Annotated in this window: 17 protein-coding genes; 12 read left to right on the top strand and 5 right to left on the bottom strand. The window is 69.5% G+C overall.

Annotated elements, in window-relative coordinates:
* Positions 1 to 65 precede the first annotated feature (65 nt).
* From fba to PQB87_RS14740, 5 genes are all read left to right on the top strand, one after another.
* Positions 66 to 1,130 (top strand): class II fructose-bisphosphate aldolase, encoded by a 1,065-nt coding sequence (gene fba / locus PQB87_RS14760; protein ID WP_027789227.1) that lies wholly within the window; start codon positions 66 to 68, stop codon positions 1,128 to 1,130.
* A gap of 233 nt (positions 1,131 to 1,363) precedes the next feature.
* On the top strand, positions 1,364 to 2,254 hold the full coding sequence (locus PQB87_RS14755; RefSeq protein ID WP_021164115.1) for a phosphoribosylaminoimidazolesuccinocarboxamide synthase: 891 nt from the start codon (positions 1,364 to 1,366) through the stop codon (positions 2,252 to 2,254).
* Positions 2,255 to 2,270: 16 nt separating this feature from the next.
* The gene (gene purE / locus PQB87_RS14750; RefSeq protein WP_021164114.1) at positions 2,271 to 2,792 is read left to right on the top strand and encodes a 5-(carboxyamino)imidazole ribonucleotide mutase; all 522 of its coding nucleotides are present in this window, start codon (positions 2,271 to 2,273) and stop codon (positions 2,790 to 2,792) included.
* A gap of 90 nt (positions 2,793 to 2,882) precedes the next feature.
* Positions 2,883 to 4,079, top strand: a complete 1,197-nt coding sequence (locus tag PQB87_RS14745; RefSeq protein ID WP_489242273.1) for a 5-(carboxyamino)imidazole ribonucleotide synthase — start codon at positions 2,883 to 2,885, stop codon at positions 4,077 to 4,079.
* 11 nt (positions 4,080 to 4,090) lie between these two features.
* A complete protein-coding gene (locus PQB87_RS14740) occupies positions 4,091 to 5,119 on the top strand; it encodes an L-threonylcarbamoyladenylate synthase (RefSeq protein ID WP_021164112.1) in 1,029 nt (342 codons plus the stop codon).
* An 85-nt stretch (positions 5,120 to 5,204) separates the two neighbouring features.
* Here the strand turns inward: PQB87_RS14740 and PQB87_RS14735 are convergent, their stop codons facing one another.
* The 3 genes from PQB87_RS14735 to dacB form a co-directional block, all read right to left on the bottom strand.
* Positions 5,205 to 6,350, bottom strand: a complete 1,146-nt coding sequence (locus tag PQB87_RS14735) for an SGNH/GDSL hydrolase family protein (RefSeq protein WP_222156240.1) — start codon at positions 6,348 to 6,350, stop codon at positions 5,205 to 5,207.
* 95 nt (positions 6,351 to 6,445) lie between these two features.
* Entirely contained in the window at positions 6,446 to 7,360 is a 915-nt protein-coding gene (locus PQB87_RS14730) for a sterol desaturase family protein (protein ID WP_060067239.1), read from the bottom strand.
* 396 nt (positions 7,361 to 7,756) lie between these two features.
* Entirely contained in the window at positions 7,757 to 9,289 is a 1,533-nt protein-coding gene (gene dacB, locus PQB87_RS14725) for a D-alanyl-D-alanine carboxypeptidase/D-alanyl-D-alanine endopeptidase (protein WP_059688813.1), read from the bottom strand.
* Between the two features lie 186 nt (positions 9,290 to 9,475).
* On the opposite strand from dacB, the gene PQB87_RS14720 reads away from it, so the two are divergent.
* From PQB87_RS14720 to PQB87_RS14695, 6 genes are all read left to right on the top strand, one after another.
* Positions 9,476 to 10,138 carry a response regulator gene (locus PQB87_RS14720; protein ID WP_021164091.1) on the top strand — a complete coding sequence of 221 codons (663 nt, stop codon included), beginning with the start codon at positions 9,476 to 9,478 and terminating at the stop codon, positions 10,136 to 10,138.
* A 3-nt stretch (positions 10,139 to 10,141) separates the two neighbouring features.
* Entirely contained in the window at positions 10,142 to 11,488 is a 1,347-nt protein-coding gene (locus tag PQB87_RS14715; protein ID WP_059523396.1) for an ATP-binding protein, read from the top strand.
* A gap of 111 nt (positions 11,489 to 11,599) precedes the next feature.
* Positions 11,600 to 13,084 (top strand): DegQ family serine endoprotease, encoded by a 1,485-nt coding sequence (locus PQB87_RS14710; RefSeq protein ID WP_489242268.1) that lies wholly within the window; start codon positions 11,600 to 11,602, stop codon positions 13,082 to 13,084.
* Positions 13,085 to 13,188: 104 nt separating this feature from the next.
* A complete protein-coding gene (locus PQB87_RS14705) occupies positions 13,189 to 13,626 on the top strand; it encodes a carboxypeptidase-like regulatory domain-containing protein (protein ID WP_027789234.1) in 438 nt (145 codons plus the stop codon).
* A 132-nt stretch (positions 13,627 to 13,758) separates the two neighbouring features.
* Positions 13,759 to 14,118, top strand: coding sequence for a DUF427 domain-containing protein (locus tag PQB87_RS14700; RefSeq protein ID WP_021164094.1), 360 nt, complete (start codon positions 13,759 to 13,761; stop codon positions 14,116 to 14,118).
* 28 nt (positions 14,119 to 14,146) lie between these two features.
* A complete protein-coding gene (locus PQB87_RS14695) occupies positions 14,147 to 14,854 on the top strand; it encodes an SRPBCC family protein (RefSeq protein ID WP_059552841.1) in 708 nt (235 codons plus the stop codon).
* A 41-nt stretch (positions 14,855 to 14,895) separates the two neighbouring features.
* Here PQB87_RS14695 and PQB87_RS14690 read toward each other — a convergent pair whose 3' ends face one another.
* Positions 14,896 to 15,900 carry a helix-turn-helix domain-containing protein gene (locus tag PQB87_RS14690; RefSeq protein WP_021164096.1) on the bottom strand — a complete coding sequence of 335 codons (1,005 nt, stop codon included), beginning with the start codon at positions 15,898 to 15,900 and terminating at the stop codon, positions 14,896 to 14,898.
* A gap of 152 nt (positions 15,901 to 16,052) precedes the next feature.
* Between PQB87_RS14690 and PQB87_RS14685 the strand changes: the two genes are divergently transcribed.
* On the top strand, positions 16,053 to 16,718 hold the full coding sequence (locus tag PQB87_RS14685) for a cysteine hydrolase family protein (protein ID WP_489242265.1): 666 nt from the start codon (positions 16,053 to 16,055) through the stop codon (positions 16,716 to 16,718).
* Between the two features lie 100 nt (positions 16,719 to 16,818).
* Here the strand turns inward: PQB87_RS14685 and PQB87_RS14680 are convergent, their stop codons facing one another.
* On the bottom strand, positions 16,819 to 17,460 hold the full coding sequence (locus PQB87_RS14680; protein WP_027789239.1) for a TetR family transcriptional regulator: 642 nt from the start codon (positions 17,458 to 17,460) through the stop codon (positions 16,819 to 16,821).
* Positions 17,461 to 17,510: the final 50 nt, after the last annotated feature.

Genomic DNA, 17,510 nt, shown 5'->3' with positions numbered 1-17,510 from the left:
TCGAACGGGAGCGAGCGCCGCGCCGGCGTCAGGGCGCACCGGTTTTCATTCCAAGGAGTTCCACAATGCCTCTCGTATCAATGCGTCAATTGCTGGACCACGCGGCAGAGCACGGTTACGGCCTGCCGGCCTTCAACGTGAACAACCTGGAGCAGGTCCAGGCGATCATGGCGGCGGCGGACCAGGTCGGCGCGCCCGTGATCATGCAGGCATCGGCCGGCGCGCGTAAGTATGCGGGCGAGCCGTTCCTGCGCCACCTGATCGAAGCGGCGGTCGAATCGTACCCGCACATCCCGGTCGTGATGCACCAGGATCACGGCCAGTCGCCGGCAGTCTGCACGGCCGCGATCCGCAGCGGCTTCACCAGCGTGATGATGGACGGTTCGCTGGAAGCCGACGGCAAGACGGTCGCGTCGTACGAGTACAACGTCGACGTGTCGCGCAAGGTCGTCGAGATGGCGCACTCGATCGGCGTGACGGTCGAGGCCGAACTCGGCGTGCTCGGCTCGCTCGAGACGATGAAGGGCGACAAGGAAGACGGCCACGGCGCGGAAGGCACGATGACCCGCGAGCAGCTGCTGACCGATCCGGAGCAGGCCGCCGACTTCGTGAAGCTCACGCAGTGCGATGCGCTCGCGATCGCGATCGGCACGTCGCACGGCGCGTACAAGTTCTCGAAGAAGCCGACGGGCGACATCCTGTCGATCCAGCGCATCAAGGAAATCCACGCGCGCATCCCGAACACCCACCTCGTGATGCACGGTTCGTCGTCGGTGCCGCAGGAGCTGCTGGCCGAGATCCGCGAATTCGGCGGCGACATGAAGGAAACCTACGGCGTGCCGGTCGAGGAAATCCAGGAAGGCATCAAGCACGGCGTGCGCAAGATCAACATCGACACCGACCTGCGTCTCGCGATCACCGGCGCGATCCGCCGCTACCTGTTCGAGAACCCGGGCAAGTTCGATCCGCGCGACTACCTGAAGCCCGCGCGCGAAGCGGCGAAGCAGGTGTGCGTCGACCGCTACCTCGCGTTCGGCTGCGAAGGCCAGGCCGGCAAGATCAAGCCGCTGTCGCTCGACAAGATCGCCGAGCAGTACAAGTCCGGCGCGCTCGCGCAGGTCGTGCGCTGAGACTGTAGTACGATTGCCCCCGCCCGGTACTGCCGCCGGGCAAGGGCTGGCCGCCCGGTTGCCGGATCCGATCCGGCCCCGGTAGCCGCTCCGTCCGGCCGAACAAGGGCCGGCCGGCAACCGCCGGGCGCCGTCGCCCGCCGGTTCGCCGACGTATTGCAAGACCGCCGTTCCCGCCTGCCGCGGGGAACGGCGTTTCCCTTTTTGTTTGGCTCCTTATCTGCGAAAAGACGATGTCTACCCTTTACGAATCCACGCTCCGCTCGCTGCCGCTCCTCGGTCGCGGCAAGGTCCGCGATAACTACGCGGTCGGCAACGACAAGCTCCTGATCGTCACGACCGACCGCCTGTCGGCATTCGACGTGGTGATGGGCGAGCCGATTCCGAACAAGGGCCGCGTGCTGAACCAGATGGCGAACTTCTGGTTCGACAAGCTCGCGCACATCGTGCCGAACCACCTGACGGGCGACGCGCCGGAAGCGGTCGTCGCGGCCGACGAGGTCGAGCAGGTGAAGGGCCGCGGCGTGGTCGTCAAGCGCCTCGAGCCGATCATGATCGAAGCGGTCGTGCGCGGCTACCTGGCCGGCAGCGGCTGGAAGGAATACCAGGCGTCGGGCGCCGTGTGCGGCGTGCAGCTGCCGGAAGGCCTGCAGAACGCGCAGAAGCTGCCCGAGCCGATCTTCACGCCGGCCGCGAAGGCCGAGATGGGCGAGCACGACGAGAACATCACGTTCGAGGAAACCGAGCGCCGCATCGGTACCGAGCTGGCCGCAACCATTCGCGACATCTCGATCAAGCTGTACAAGGAAGCGGCCGATTACGCGGCGACGCGCGGCATCATCATCGCCGACACGAAGTTCGAATTCGGCCTCGACAACCACGGCAAGCTGTACCTGATGGACGAAGTGCTGACCGCCGATTCGTCGCGCTTCTGGCCGGCCGACCAGTACGAAGTCGGCACCAACCCGCCGTCGTTCGACAAGCAGTTCGTGCGCGACTGGCTCGAGGCGCAGCCGTGGGGCAAGACGGCGCCGGCGCCGGCGCTGCCGGCCGACGTCGTCGAGAAGACGGCCGCGAAGTACCAGGAAGCGCTCGAGCGCATCACCGGCCAGGCGCTCGCCTGATCGAGGTACATACGACATGAGCGAAATCCAGACTGCCCACACGCACAGCGCGCCGCTCGTCGGCGTGCTGATGGGTTCGAGTTCCGACTGGGACGTGATGAAGCACGCGGTCGCCATCCTGCAGGAATTCGGCGTGCCGTACGAAGCGAAGGTCGTGTCCGCGCACCGGATGCCCGACGAGATGTTCGACTATGCGGAGAAGGCGCGCGAGCGCGGGCTGCGCGCGATCATCGCGGGCGCCGGCGGCGCAGCGCACCTGCCCGGCATGCTGGCCGCGAAGACCACGGTGCCGGTGCTCGGCGTGCCGGTCGCGAGCAAGTACCTGAAGGGTGTCGATTCGCTGCACTCGATCGTGCAGATGCCGAAGGGCGTGCCCGTCGCGACGTTCGCGATCGGCGAGGCCGGCGCCGCGAATGCCGCGCTGTTCGCGGTGTCGATCCTGTCCGGCACGTCGACCGACTACGCGAACCGGCTCGCCGCGTTCCGCGTGCGCCAGAACGAAGCCGCGCACGCGATGGTGCTGCCGCCGCTGGAATGACGGCATGGCGCGCGGCCGCACGACGCGGCCGGCGCCGGATTTTCCCACTGCGGCGGGCATTTTCGCGTTCCGCCGCGACCGACCACTGACATGACCGCAACTCCTGATTCCGTTTCCCCGATCCTGCCCGGCGCGTGGCTGGGCATGGTCGGCGGTGGCCAGCTCGGCCGCATGTTCTGCTTTGCCGCCCAGTCGATGGGCTATCGCGTCGCCGTGCTCGATCCCGATCCGACGAGCCCTGCGGGCGCGGTCGCCGACCGCCACCTGCGCGCCGCATATGACGACGAAGCCGCGCTCGCGGAACTGGCCGACCTGTGCGAGGCCGTATCGACGGAGTTCGAGAACGTGCCGGCCGCGAGCCTCGATTTCCTCGCGCGCACGACGTTCGTCGCACCCGCCGGCCGCTGCGTCGCGGTCGCGCAGGATCGGATCGCGGAGAAGCGTTTCATCGAGGCGTCGGGCGTGCCCGTCGCGCCGCACGTCGTGATCGAATCGTCGGCGGCACTCACCGCGCTCGACGATGCCGCGCTCGACGCGGTGCTGCCGGGCATCCTGAAGACGGCGCGCCTCGGCTACGACGGCAAGGGCCAGGTGCGCGTCGCCACCGCGCAGGAAGCGCGCGACGCGCATGCCGCGCTCGGCGGCGTGCCGTGCGTGCTCGAGAAGCGCCTGCCGCTGAAATACGAAGTGTCGGCGCTGATCGCGCGCGGCGCGGACGGCCGCTCGGCCGCGTTCCCGCTCGCGCAGAACGTGCATCACAACGGCATCCTCGCGCTGACGGTCGTGCCCGCGCCGGCCGCCGATGCCGCGCGCGTCGAAGAGGCGCAACAGGCCGCCGTGCGGATCGCCGATACGCTCGGCTACGTCGGCGTGCTGTGCGTCGAATTCTTCGTGCTGGAAGACGGCTCGTTCGTCGCGAACGAAATGGCGCCGCGCCCGCACAACTCCGGTCACTACACGGTCGATGCGTGCGCAACGAGCCAGTTCGAGCAGCAGGTGCGCGCGATGACGCGCATGCCGCTCGGCAACCCGCGCCAGCATTCGCCGGCCGCGATGCTGAACATCCTCGGCGACGTGTGGTTCCCCAACGGGGCGGCGGCTGACGCCGTCACGCCGCCGTGGGACACGGTCGCCGCGATGCCGGCCGCGCACCTGCACCTGTACGGCAAGGAGGACGCACGCGTCGGCCGCAAGATGGGCCACGTGAACTTCACGGCCGAAACGCGCGACGAAGCCGTTGCCGCGGCCACCGCGTGCGCGCAGCTGCTGCGCGTGCCGCTCGACTGAGGCGCCGGCCGATGTCCATCGATCTCCCGAACGCCGTGACGGCCGCGCAGATCGACGCGGCCGCCGCGTTGCTCGACGCGGGCCAGCTCGTCGCCTTTCCGACCGAAACCGTCTACGGGCTCGGCGGCGACGCGGCGAATCCCGAGGCCGTCGCGCGCATCTACGCGGCGAAGGGGCGGCCGGCGAACCATCCGGTGATCGTGCACCTGCCGCCGGGCGGCGATCCCGGTTACTGGGCCGACGATCTGCCGGCCGATGCGCAGGCGTTGATCGATGCATTCTGGCCGGGCCCGCTGACGCTGATCCTGAAGCGTCATGCGCGCATTCCGGACGCCGTGAGCGGCGGCCAGGATTCGGTCGGGCTGCGCTGCCCGTCGCATCCGGTCGCGCAGGCGCTGCTGGCCGCGTTCAGCGCGCGGCGTGGCGGGCATGGCGGCGTGGCCGCGCCGTCCGCGAACCGGTTCGGCCATGTGAGCCCGACCACCGCGCAGCACGTACGCGACGAATTCGGCGACACCGTGCACGTGCTCGACGGCGGCGCGTCCGAAGTCGGCATCGAATCGACGATTCTCGACCTGTCGCGCGGTTTCCCGGCGCTGCTGCGCCCGGGCCACGTGACGCCGCAGCAGATCGCCGACGTGCTCGGCCGCGCGCCGAAGCTGCCGGACGGCAGCGACGCGACCGCGCCGCGCGCATCGGGCACGCTGAAGGCGCATTACGCGCCGCGCACGCCGCTCGCGCTGCTGCCGTTCGACACGCTCGAGCCGTTGCTCGCGGCCGCGCAAGCCGACGGCGAGCGTGTCGCGCTCGTCGCCCGTGCGTCGCGCGCGGGACGCTGGGCGCAGGCCGATGGCGTGCATTTCGTCGCGGCGCCGGAAGATCCGCAGGCGTATGCACGCGACCTGTACGGGATGCTGCGCGCGCTCGACCGCGCGCAGGTCGCACGCATCCTCGTCGAGAAGCTGCCCGAGACCGTCGAATGGATCGCGGTCAACGATCGTCTCGGCCGTGCGGCGGCCGCGTTCGAAGCGCGCGACTGACACGCTCGACGGCTGATCCAGGAATGAAAAAACGCCCGACCGGCGAACCGGTCGGGCGTTTCTGTTTGGGCGCGTGGCCGGCGGCTTACTTGCCGACGCCCGACTTCGCGATCTGCTGTTCGACGAACTGCGCGAACAGCGCGTGCAGGTGCGTCGTCGGGTGGACCGTGTCGGCGAACATGTAGGTCTGGTCCGCGTTCGCGACCGTGTAGGTCTGCGGCGAGCAGAACAGCGACGAGCCGAATGCGGTCGCGTTCGCGACGCCGTACTGCGTGGCGGCCTGGACCATCGCCTTCAGGTTGCAGGCGGTATCGGTGTTCGACACGCTGAAGCCGTTCGCCTTGTAGTTCGCCGCGATGCCGTCCTGCCACGTGAACGTGTCGAGCAGCGCGACCTTCGTCGTGTCGACCTTCAGCGCGGCCAGCGTGCCGGCGAGCGTCTGGTTGAACAGCCCCGACAGTTGCGTGAACGCGGCCTGCGTCGGCGCGCCGCCCTGCAGCGCGAGCGGCGTGCCGCCGATGTCCGGCACGTTCGATACGTACACGTGCGTCGCGCCTGCCGCGACGATCTGCTGGACGATGCCGCCGAGCTGCTGCGCGGCCAGGCCGATCGCCTGCGCCGCCGCGAGTTGCGCGGCCGGCGTGTTGCCTTGCGCCTGCGCGACCTGCGCCTGGTAGAAGATGTCGTTCGCGCCGCCGTTGACCAGCACGATCTGGCCGGCGTTGAAGCTGCCGTGCTGCGACAGGTACTGCTTGACCTGGTCGGCGATCGGCGTCGTGGTGGCCTGCGCGTAGTCGGCGTTCGGCACGCTCGCGTCCGCGTGACCGATACCCGGCTGCAACGTCACGCGCGAGCCGCCCTGTGCGTAGCCGAGACCGCCGGTGGCCTGCAGCGGAATGCCGAACCCGCCCTGGTTCGCGGGCTGCAGCGTGTCGCCGTAGTACTGCGCGACGTTCTGCGTCCATACCTGGCCCGGGTTGGTCGTGAAGCGGCCGCCGCCGAAGCCGAGCTTGATCTGCGAGTAGGTGCCCGCGTCGGACAGGCTGTCGCCGAACGACACGACCTGCATCTTCACGCCCGACGGCGGCGTGTTCGACGCGCTGTTGTTGTTGTCGTCACCGCCGCCGCCGCATGCGGCGAGCAGCGCGAGCGCGGCGCCGGCGATCGCGACCTGCGCGGTGCGCAGCATGCGCTGCCGGGTGCGGGAAGGTGCGTGTTGTTGTGTCTGCATCGTTCGATCTCCTCGTAGATATGGCCTGATGTGTTTCTCATCTGCCGCGTGCCTGCTCGGTTCCGGGCTGCGCGGCGGCCGTTGGCTGAAACGGTTTATTGGTTACGCGCAGCCGCCGGCGGCACGGTGCGCGGATCGGGGTTCGCGGCCTCGGCAATCTGCGCATGATAAGCGCTCGCCCATTCGGGCGGGCCGAAAATCGCGCGCAGCTTGTTGCGCCATCCGTCGACGCGCAATGCGTCGCCGGCCATCGATATCCACTCGTGGAACGTCGCGACGAGCGGGTTGTTCGAGCCGAGCCGCTCGACGATCCCGTACCGCGGCGGATCGTCGGGCGTTTCCTCGACATAACTCCCGAACAGGCGATCCCAGATCACAAGGACGCCTGCGTAATTGCGGTCGATGTAGCGCGGATTGCGCGCATGGTGCGCACGGTGGATCGACGGCGTGTTCAGCACGTATTCGATCCAGCCGAGCTTGCCGATCGCCTGCGTGTGCACGAAGAACTGGAACGCGAGGTTGATCAGCACGATGCCGACGACCTGCTGCGGCGGAAAGCCGGCGAACGCGAGCGGCAGCCAGAACACCCACATGCCCGCGACGGGGTACATCAGGCTCTGGCGGAACGCGGTCGAGAAATTCATCCGCTCGGACGAGTGATGCACGACGTGCGCGGCCCACAGCCAGCGCACGCGATGGCTCGCGCGGTGGAACACGTAGTAGAGGAAATCCTGCGCGACGAACAGCACCGCGAACGACAGCCAGCCGTCGTGCCACGTGAACAGGCGGTAGTGCCGGTAGCAATACGCGTAGACGGGGATCACGAACAGCCACGCGATCTTGTCGGCGCCCTGGTGCATCAGCGCGAGCGCCGCGTTGCACAGCGTGTCGCGCCACGCATAGAGATGGTCCTGCGCGCGGGTGCGGGCGAGGTGCCAGGCCTCCCACGCGATGCAGAGCAGGAAGACGGGCGCCAGCGCGAGCAGAAGCAATTCGACGTCGAATCGCATGGGCGTGTCTCCTTCTTTCCCCTGCAAGCCTTGAGGCCGGGCGTATGGCCCGTTGTAGATATCGGTCAGGCCAACAGCCTACGCAATCGCCACGCGCTAGGCGAGGGGGCAGCGTAGAGGGTTCCCTCTGAGGACAGGGTTTCTACGGAAGCCGCGCGGCACGGGGCCGGGCGGTGTGGCCCTGTTTTGTCGGTGTGATCGGTGCGCGGTGTGTCGCGCGAGGGCGGCGGCTGCCGTTTCAAACCGGGGAGGGCGGGATTCCGTGCGCGGGGGCGCTTGCGGGCCGCCCCGATTGCCCGTCGGGGCGACCCGCTGCGCGGTGCGGCCCCGTGGCCGGTACAAGCCGGCGCGGGCCGGCAGCCGGCGGCGCCGCGCCATGCCGCGGCGCGCGGATCGTCATTGTGCGCCGGCGTAGATCCATTCGAGCAGCGTGTCGTGCGCGGCGCGCGCGGCTTCCGCGTGATCGTTGTTGATGAAACTGACGACGATGTAGCTCTGGCCGTCGGCGCCCGCAACGTAGCCGGCGATCGCGCGCACGTCGCGCAGCGTGCCGGTCTTGATGTGCGCATTGCCGAGCACGCCGGCGTTGGTGAGGCGGTTCTTCATCGTGCCGTCGATGCCCGCGATCGGCAGCGAATCGATGAAGGCCTGCGCGACGGGGCTCGCGTTCGCGGCCTGCAGCAGCGCGGCGAGCGACAGCGCGCTCACATGCTCTTCGCGCGACAGGCCCGAGCCGTTTTCGAGCACGAGGTCGGGCATCGCGATGCCGTTCTTCTGCAGGAACGCCTGTATCACGCGGCTCGACTGCTCGGGCGTCGCGGGCGGCCTGCCGCCGACCGCGCCGATCGTCAGGAACAGGTTGCGCGCCATCACGTTGTTGCTGAACTTGTTGATGTCGTAGACGATGCTGCCGAGCACCGGGCTGTGATGCACGGCGAGCGGCCGCGCGGTGGTCGGCACCTTGCCTTCGCTCACGGGCCCCGTGATCGTGCCGCCGTCCTGCTGCCACAGCGCGAGGAAGCCGCGGGCGAAGAACGTCGTGTGATCGAGGATCGCGAGGTTGGTCGTGTGCGCGCCGCAACGCAGCGGGTAGTCGCCGGCGAACGAAGCGGTCATGATCCCGCTGCCGGCCGTCAGCGTCGGCCGCGCGGCCGCGGCGGCCGCGCTGCACGAGCCCGAGCCTTCGACCAGCTGGTTGTCGATCGACAGGTCCGCGAGCGGCGGCAGCACGTCGACGGCCACCTTGCCGTCGTCGCCCGGCGTGACGGTGAACGACACGGCCTTGAACGCGTACAGCAGCGGATCGGGGCCGACGTTGTACGGCGCGCTCGCATCGTCGTCGAACGAAGGGAGATCGCGCGTCGACGCCGCGAAGTAGCTCTTGTCGAGCACGAGGCCGCCGGCTACGCGCTTGACGCCGGCCTTGCGGAGCTTGTCGACGAGGTCGATCAGCTCTTCGGGGACGAGCTTCGGATCGCCGGTGCCCTTGATGTACAGGTTGCCCTGCAGCGTGCCGTCGGGGTCGACCGTGCCGTCCGTGTAGGCGGTCGTGCGCCAGCGGTAGTCGGGGCCGAGGATCGACAGGCCCGAGAAGGTCGTCACGAGCTTCATCGTCGAGGCGGGCAGCATCGGCCGGCTCGCATTCCACGCGATCAGCGGTTCCGGATCGCCGACGCGCTCGACGACGACGCTCATCGCCGACGCCGGCACCTTCGCGCGCTGCAGCGCGACGAGCACGGACGCCGGCAGGCCGGCCGCGCGCGCGGCCGGCGACACGACCGCGGTCTTGCGCGCTTCCTTGTGGGATTTCTTGCGGGCCTGCGCGGCAGGCGCGAAGGCGAGGGCCGTGCAGGTGGCGACGATGGCGGCCGCCCGCAGGCAGACGCGGGCGCGGGGGGCGAACCGGTTGGAAAGATCGGAAATCGGCATGAGCGAATACGGGGAAAGCACGACGTTCGGGCAGGGCGCGCGCGGCGCCAAAGCGCACATTGTAGAGACAAGTCCGGACAGCCCCCTTGCAATCCGCCTTTCTGTTGCATTGCACGGTGCCGCGCGCCGGGTTCGCGGCGCTACAATGGTCGGCGTGTTTGACTCGCCCCATGGATGCCTGTCCCGATGCGGATTCTGCTTGTCGAAGATGATCGAATGATTGCCGAAGGCGTGCGCAAGGCGCTGCGCTCGGACGGCTTTGCAGTCGACTGGGTGCAGGACGGCGACGCCGCACTGACGGCGCTCGGCGGCGAGACGTACGACCTGCTGCTGCTCGATCTCGGGCTGCCGAAGCGCGACGGCATCGACGTGCTGCGCACGCTGCGCGCGCGCGGGCTGGCGCTGCCGGTGCTGATCGTCACCGCGCGCGACGCGGTGGCCGATCGCGTGAAGGGTCTCGACGCGGGCGCCGACGACTACCTCGTCAAGCCGTTCGACCTCGACGAGCTCGGCGCGCGAATGCGCGCGCTGATCCGCCGCCAGGCGGGGCGCAGCGAATCGCTGATCCGCCACGGCGCGCTGACGCTCGATCCCGCCTCGCACCAGGTGACGCTCGACGGCGCGCCCGTCGCGCTGTCCGCGCGCGAGTTCGCGCTGCTCGAGGCGCTGCTCGCGCGGCCCGGCGCGGTGCTGTCGAAGAGCCAGCTCGAGGAGAAGATGTACGGTTGGGGCGAGGAGATCGGCAGCAACACGGTCGAGGTCTACATCCACGCGCTGCGCAAGAAGCTCGGCTCCGACCTGATCCGCAACGTGCGCGGGCTTGGCTACATGGTCGTCAAGGAAAGCTGACGCGTGAGGTCGATTCGTCATCAATTGCTGATCTGGCTGCTCGCGATCGTCGTCGCGGGCGTGGGCATCGCGGGCTGGCTGATCTACCGGCAGGCGCTCGCGGAGGCGAACGAACTGTTCGACTACCAGTTGCAGGAAATCGCCGCGGCGCTGCCGTCGGAACCGTTCTCGCAGGTATTCGGCTCGCGTACCAACGGCGACGAAGGCATCGTGATCCAGATCTGGAACCGCAACGGCGTGCTGATGTACTTCTCGCATCCGCGTGCGCCGATCGCGCCGCGCGCGGAGCTCGGGTTCTCGACCGAGCGCACCGATCGCGGCGAATGGCGCGTGTACGGGGCGATCGTCGGCGACAACGTCGTGCAGCTCGCGCAGCCGCTGTCGGTGCGCAACCGGCTCGCGGCGAACGTCGCGCTGCGCACGCTGTGGCCGCTGATCGTGCTGCTGCCGTTCCTCGGCGCGGCCGTGTGGGTGATCGTCGGGCGCGGGCTCGCGCCGCTCGGCCGCGTGACGCGCGCAGTCGAGGCGCGCCGGCCGGAAGCGCTCGATCCGCTGCCCGATGCGCGCCTGCCGCTCGAGGTGCAGCCGCTCGTGCGGGCGCTGAACGGGCTGCTCGCGCGGCTGTCGGCCGCGCTCGACACGCAGAAGGCGTTCGTGGCCGACGCCGCGCACGAACTGCGCACGCCGCTCGCGGCCGTGCAGATCCAGGCGCAACTCGTCGCCCGCGCGAAGGACGACGCATCGCGTCGCGAGGCGGTCGCGGATCTCCAGGATGGCGTGTCGCGCGCGACGCGTCTCACGGAGCAACTGCTCGCGCTGGCTCGCGCCGAACCCGACGGCGCGACGATGCGCGAACCGGTCGACCTGCAGGCACTGCTCGCCGAATGCGTGGCTGCGCTTGCGCCGCTCGCGCAGCGGCGCGACATCGATCTCGGCTTCGAGGAGACGCACGCGGCGAGCGTCGTCGCGGACGTCGGCGCGCTGCGCGTGATGTTCGGCAACCTGCTCGACAACGCGGTGAAGTACACGCCGGACGGCGGCCGCATCGACGTGTCGCTCACCCGCGACGCGGCCGGCCGCGCGTGCGTGCAGATCGGCGACAGCGGGCCCGGCATCCCGGCCGACGAGCGCGAGCGCGTGTTCGACCGTTTCTACCGCGACAGCTCCGCGCGGGCGCGCACCGATGTGTCGGGCAGCGGGCTCGGGCTCGCGATCGTCAAGCGCGTGGCGGCGCAGCAGGGGGCGACGGTGTCGCTCGGCGACGCGGCCGCGGGCGGCCTGCTCGTCAGCGTCGTGTTCCGCGACGCCGAGATGCCGGCCGAGGCGCCGCAGCCTTCCGAATCCGCGTGACGCGTGCCGCCGGGCGGGCGCCGGCGGCCGCTTAAGCCCCGCTTAAGGCTGATTAAGCCTCCTTTAAGTCAGGGTCGTTACGCTGCGTCCTAACAAAGAGGAGGTCCTACGATGAATACCCGATTCCTTGCGCGCGGCGCCGTCGCGGTCGCCGTGGCGGCCGCCCTGTCCGCCGGTTATGTCGCCGGCACCCGCCGCGCCGATCCGCAGATCATCACGCCCGCACAGGCTGCCGCGCTGATGCCGGCCGAAGCGGCCGCCAAGACCGGCATTCCCGATTTCTCCGGGCTCGTCGAGACTTACGGCCCGGCGGTGGTGAACATCAGCGCGAAGCACGTCGTGAAGCAGGTGTCGCGGCGCGTGCCGCAGCCGCAACTGCCGATCGATCCGAGCGATCCGTTCTACCAGTTCTTCAAGCACTTCTACGGCCAGGTGCCGGGCATGGGCGGCGACGCGCAACCGGACGACCAGCCGAGCGCGAGCCTCGGTTCCGGGTTCGTCATCAGCTCCGACGGGTACATCCTCACCAATGCGCACGTGATCGACGGCGCGAACGTCGTCACGGTCAAGCTGACCGACAAGCGCGAATACAAGGCGAAGGTCGTCGGCTCGGACAAGCAGTCGGACGTCGCGGTGCTGAAGATCGATGCGAGCGGCCTGCCGACCGTGAAGATCGGCGACCCGGCGCAGAGCAAGGTCGGCCAGTGGGTCGTCGCGATCGGCTCGCCGTACGGCTTCGACAACACGGTCACGTCGGGCATCATCAGCGCGAAGTCGCGCGCGCTGCCGGACGAGAACTACACGCCGTTCATCCAGACCGACGTGCCGGTGAACCCCGGCAACTCGGGCGGCCCGCTGTTCAACCTGCAGGGCGAGGTGATCGGCATCAACTCGATGATCTATTCGCAGACGGGCGGCTTCCAGGGCCTGTCGTTCGCGATCCCGATCAACGAGGCGATCAAGGTGAAGGACGAACTCGTGAAGACGGGCCACGTGAGCCGCGGCCGCCTCGGCGTCGCCGTGCAGGGGCTGAACCAGACACTCGCGAGCTCGTTCGGACTGCAGAAGCCGGACGGCGCGCTCGTCAGCTCGGTCGATCCGAACGGCCCGGCCGCGAAGGCCGGCCTGCAGCCGGGTGACGTGATCCTGTCGGTCAACGGCTCGCCGGTTGCCGATTCGACGTCGCTGCCCGCGCAGATCGCGAACCTGAAGCCGGGTTCGAAGGCCGACCTGCAGATCTGGCGCGACAAGTCGAAGAAGTCGGTCAGCGTGACGCTCGGCGCGATGGCCGATGCGAAGCTCGCGTCGAACGACGGCGGGCCCGTCGAGCAGGGGCGCCTGGGCGTCGCGGTGCGTCCGCTGTCGCCGCAGGAGCGCAGCGCCGACAACCTGTCGCACGGCCTGATCGTGCAGCAGGCCGGCGGGCCGGCCGCCAACGCGGGCATCCAGCCCGGCGACGTGATCCTCGCGGTCAACGGCCGCCCGGTCACGAGCCCCGAGCAGTTGCGCGACGCGGTCAAGGGCGCGGGCAACAGTCTTGCTCTACTGATCCAGCGCGATAATGCCCAGATCTTCGTGCCGGTCGACCTGAGCTGACCGGCCACGGCCGACGGCCGGCCAGGCCGGCCGCGGCGGGCGCCGCCGCCGCTCGAATGCGTGACGCCGCGCCCTGTATGTGTTCCGACCCCAAGGAGAGAGCCATGCAATATCTACGCAACGTGTCCCGATTTGCCGTCGCCGCGGCGCTGGCCGCCGGCCTCGCGGCCGGAGCGACCGGCGCGTACGCGCAGTCGGACGGCTTGCCCGCCGCGGGCCAGCAGGGCGACGTCACCTTCGTGTCCGGCGGCGTCGGGCAGGACGAATCGACGGCGTTCCAGCGCAACGAGCCGAAATGGCCGCTGGCGCTGCGCTTCACCGGCAAGGGCGGCGAGTTCCTGGCCGACGTTCATGTGCGGATCGTCGACGGCAAGGGCGACGAGGTGCTGAAGACCGACGCGCGCGGGCCGTACATGCTCGTGAAGGTGCCGCCGGGCCGCTATACGGTGCATGCGTCGTACCAGGGCAACGAGGAATCCCGTGCCGTCACGGTCGGCGCGAAGGGCGGCGCGAAGACGGCGTTCCAGTGGAGCGCGCAGTAGCCTGTCGCGCGCGGCGCCGGCCCGGGTCGCGCATTCGGCTGCGGTTTCGCCGATAATGAAAGCCACGGCACCCGTGCCGTGGCTTTTTTCGTTTCCTGAGCCCGGCCAGCCGGGCCGCCCCAAGGAGAAACGATGTCCGACGCCGCCGACCCTCGTCTCGAAATCGTGCCGAACCGTCATCGTGTGCGCGTGATCCATCGCGGCATCACGTACGCCGATTCGCACGGCGCGCTGACCGTGCGCGAAACGGGCCTGCCGGACATCCACTACCTGCCGCGCCGCGACGTCAACATGCGCCGGCTCGTGAAATCCGGTGTCACGTCGGTCTGCCCGTTCAGGGGCGAGGCCGTGCACTTCGACTTGCAGACGGAAGACGGCGTGATCGAGAACGCCGCATGGAGTTACGAGGAACCGAAGGAGGCGGCGTCGGCGCTCGCGCTCTACGTCGCCTTCGACGCCGCACGGATCGACAGTCTCGTCGAGACATCCTGATGCGGCGCGTGTTCACCGGGGAGGCGTCATGGAACTGAACGACACATTGCGCATACCGCTCGCGCCGCCCGTCGTGCGGGAGGCATTCGAGGATCTCGCGCTGCTGCGCGCGAGCTTCGATCATTGCGAATCGTTCGTGAAGCTTGCGGACGGCGAGTTCGCGCTGACGATCACGGTGCCGCTCGGCCCGCTGCGCGCCCGCTACGACGTGCGTGCGCATGCGGCCGCCGAGCAGGGCGATGCGGAAGGCCAGCCGCGCCGCGTGCTCAATTTCAAGGCGCGGGCCGACGGGCTCGGCGCGCTGCGCGGCCAGGTCGAACTCGTGCTGATGCCGGATGACGACGCGAACGCCACGCGTATCGAGTACGTGGTCTGGGCGACGGCGAGCGGCCCGCTCACCGAGCTGCCGGGGCGGCAGATCGAAAATACGCTGCGTGAATGGACCGACGATTTCTTCCGTGAATTCTGCGCGGTCGTACAGGCGAAGCACGGTCTCGCACCGAATCGCGCGCGCTCGGCCGCGCCGCGGCGCCAGCACGTGTTTCTGCGGCCGGCGTCGCTGGTGGCCGCGACGAAGCGGGCGCTGCCGCCGCACCTCGGTGGCGCGCTGACCGGGCGTGCCGCCAGCGCACTCCCGCATCGCGGCTCCGGCACGGTGCCCGTGTGGGCGTGGGCCGCGATGATCGTCTTCGTCGCGCTGCTGCTCTACGCGGCGCGCTGGATCAACGGCGGCTGAGCGGCCGGCCGTTTCCGCTGCGAGGTTCGCCCGCCGCGCGCCTACCGCGCGGCATCGGCGCCGGCTCCGGCGCCGCGAAATTCCCTTCGATACGCCGACGGCGACGTGCCGAGCGCACCCGCGAAATGCTGGCGCAGCGACACGCTCGACCCGTAGCCGGCCGCCTGCGCGATCGCATCGATCGACTGCCCGGTGGTTTCCAGCAGATGCTGCGCGCGCGCCAGCCGCTCGGCCTGCAGCCACGCGGTGACGGTCGTGCCGGTCGCCTGGCGGAAGTGGCGCGTGAACGTGCGCCGGCTCATCAGCACGCGTTCGGCGAGCGAGTCGACGCTGTGCGCGGCGTCGAGGTGCGCGCGCACCCAGTCGAGCAGGCCCGCGAGCCGCGCATCGCGCGGGTGCGCGGCGACCGGCTGCGGCACGTATTGCGCCTGCCCGCCCTGACGGTGCGGCGGGATCACGAGGCGGCGCGCGATCTGGTTCGCGGCGTCCGAGCCGAAGCGCCGCCGCACGACGTGCAGGCAGCAGTCGAGCCCCGCAGCCGTGCCGGCCGACGTCATCAGGTTGCCGTCGTCCACGTACAGCACGTCCGGATCGAGCTTCACGCGCGGGAAGCGTTGTGCGAAGTCGTCGGCCCATGCCCAGTGCGTGGTGGCCGGGCGGCCGTCGAGCAAGCCGGCCGCGGCGAGCACGTATGCGCCGAGGCACAGCCCGACGAGCTGCGCGCCGCGCGCGGCGACCGCGCGGACGGCGTCGAGCAGCACGTCGGGCGGCGCTTCGTCCGGGTCGCGCCACGCCGGCACGATGACGATGTCCGCGTCGTCGAGCCCGTCGAGGCCGTAGGGCGCGGTGATCGTGAAACCGCCCGTCGTCGACAGCGGGCCGCGCTCGGCCGAGCAGACGCGAAACTCGAACGCGGGCGACGCGGCCGCGTCGCGTTCCTTGCCGAACACGACGGACGGCACCGACAGGTGAAACGGGCTGATGCCGTCGTACGCGATCACGGCAACGACGGTCGGGGCGGGCCGGGTGGACGAGGCGGCGGTCATGGCGGGCTCCGGATGGGTGATGGCCCGATTCTATCGAAGAATGGCTATCGGGCCACTGTCCACGTGAGCGTCGCGCCCCGACAATGCATCGCATCGCGCCGCTGACCACCCCGTTCCGGGGCGGGGCCGCGCCCCCGGACCAGGAGCCAGCCATGTCGAACGCCGTCCCGCATTCCGTTTCCCATTCTGCTTCCCGCCGCGCGCTGATCGTGATCGACGTCCAGAACGAGTACGTGACGGGTAACCTGCCGATCGAATATCCGCCGCTCGACGTGTCGCTCGCGAACATCGGCCGCGCGATCGATGCCGCGCATGCGGCCGGCGTGCCCGTGATCGTCGTCCAGCACGTCGCGCCGGCCGGCGCGCCGATCTTCGCGCCCGGCACCGACGGCGTCGCGCTGCACGCGGTCGTCGCCAGCCGGCCGTATGCACACCTGATCGAGAAGACGCACGCAAGCTCGTTTGCCGGGACCGACCTTGCAGCGTGGCTCGATGCGCACGGGATCGACACGCTCGCGGTGGCCGGCTACATGACGCACAACTGCAATGCGTCGACGGTCTATCACGCGGCGCATGCGGGGCTGAATGTCGAATACCTGAACGACGCGACGGGCGCGCTGCCTTACGAGAACGAAGCAGGCGCGGCGAGCGCCGAGGAGATTCACCGCGCGTACGCGGTGGTGTTCCAGTCGAATTTCGCGGCCGTGATGTCCACCGATGCGTGGATCGCGGGGCTGGCAGGTGCGCCGATGCCGAAGCGCGATTCGGTCGCCGCGTCGAACCGGCGGGCCCGCGCGCAGCGCGCGAAGGCGGCCTGAACCGGGCGGGGAGAAGGGGAGGCGGGTCGGGCGTCGGCGCGATTGGCGGCCCGCCCGATGAAACGAAGACCCGAACCGCTGGCGAACGCACGTCGCGCGGTCATTCGCCGTCCTTCAGCATCGCCGGGCTGTAGCGCAGCATGTCGAAACAGCCGTCGACGAGCTTTTCCGCATGCTGCTCGGCGTCGATCTCGTCGGGCAGCATCAGCATGTCGCGCACGAAACCGCTGACGAGCGTGTGCAGCATCAGCGTCGCGCGCCACGTATCGAGCCGCTCGGGCAGCAGCTTGAGCCGCACGGCTCCCGCGAGATCGGCGTCGATCGCGTGCAGTGCCTCGCTCATCCCCGCGCGGTTGCGCTGCAGCAGCGGCTCCAGGTCCGCGACGTATTCGCACTTCATGAACAGGATGCTGAACACGCGGCGCAACTGCGCGTCGCGCTGCACGCCGAGCAGGCACCAGATCAGGATCTGGCGGATCTTGTCGAGCGGATTGCCGCCCGGCGCGTCGAGCGGCATCCGCTTCAACTCGTCGATCGGCAGAAACACGCGATCGAACATCGCGTCGAACAGTTCGCTCTTGTTCGCGAAATGCCAGTAGATTGCGCCGCGCGTCACGCCGGCATGTTGCGCGATGTCCGCGAGCGACGTGTGCGACACGCCTTTCTCGAAGAACACGTGCTCGGCGGCGTCGAGAATGCGATTGCGCGTCTCGAGCGCCTCCTCCTTGGTACGTCTGACCATGTGCAGGCCTGATTGGATCGATCGTAGGTGAATATAGGGTCTGCAACCCT

This window comes from Burkholderia sp. KL41 (assembly GCF_057005415.2).
This window is presented reverse-complemented; position numbering and strand designations above follow the sequence as displayed.

Coding starts and splice junctions, on each gene's coding strand:
- PQB87_RS14745 (WP_489242273.1), top strand. CDS start 2,883: ATGACCGCAACTCCTGATTCCGTTTCCCCGATCCTGCCCGGCGCGTGG.
- PQB87_RS14720 (WP_021164091.1), top strand. CDS start 9,476: ATGCGGATTCTGCTTGTCGAAGATGATCGAATGATTGCCGAAGGCGTG.
- PQB87_RS14690 (WP_021164096.1), bottom strand. CDS start 15,900: ATGACCGCCGCCTCGTCCACCCGGCCCGCCCCGACCGTCGTTGCCGTG.
- PQB87_RS14685 (WP_489242265.1), top strand. CDS start 16,053: ATGTCGAACGCCGTCCCGCATTCCGTTTCCCATTCTGCTTCCCGCCGC.
- PQB87_RS14730 (WP_060067239.1), bottom strand. CDS start 7,360: ATGCGATTCGACGTCGAATTGCTTCTGCTCGCGCTGGCGCCCGTCTTC.
- dacB (WP_059688813.1), bottom strand. CDS start 9,289: ATGCCGATTTCCGATCTTTCCAACCGGTTCGCCCCCCGCGCCCGCGTC.
- PQB87_RS14700 (WP_021164094.1), top strand. CDS start 13,759: ATGTCCGACGCCGCCGACCCTCGTCTCGAAATCGTGCCGAACCGTCAT.
- PQB87_RS14740 (WP_021164112.1), top strand. CDS start 4,091: ATGTCCATCGATCTCCCGAACGCCGTGACGGCCGCGCAGATCGACGCG.
- purE (WP_021164114.1), top strand. CDS start 2,271: ATGAGCGAAATCCAGACTGCCCACACGCACAGCGCGCCGCTCGTCGGC.
- fba (WP_027789227.1), top strand. CDS start 66: ATGCCTCTCGTATCAATGCGTCAATTGCTGGACCACGCGGCAGAGCAC.
- PQB87_RS14735 (WP_222156240.1), bottom strand. CDS start 6,350: ATGCAGACACAACAACACGCACCTTCCCGCACCCGGCAGCGCATGCTG.
- PQB87_RS14755 (WP_021164115.1), top strand. CDS start 1,364: ATGTCTACCCTTTACGAATCCACGCTCCGCTCGCTGCCGCTCCTCGGT.
- PQB87_RS14680 (WP_027789239.1), bottom strand. CDS start 17,460: ATGGTCAGACGTACCAAGGAGGAGGCGCTCGAGACGCGCAATCGCATT.
- PQB87_RS14695 (WP_059552841.1), top strand. CDS start 14,147: ATGGAACTGAACGACACATTGCGCATACCGCTCGCGCCGCCCGTCGTG.
- PQB87_RS14705 (WP_027789234.1), top strand. CDS start 13,189: ATGCAATATCTACGCAACGTGTCCCGATTTGCCGTCGCCGCGGCGCTG.
- PQB87_RS14710 (WP_489242268.1), top strand. CDS start 11,600: ATGAATACCCGATTCCTTGCGCGCGGCGCCGTCGCGGTCGCCGTGGCG.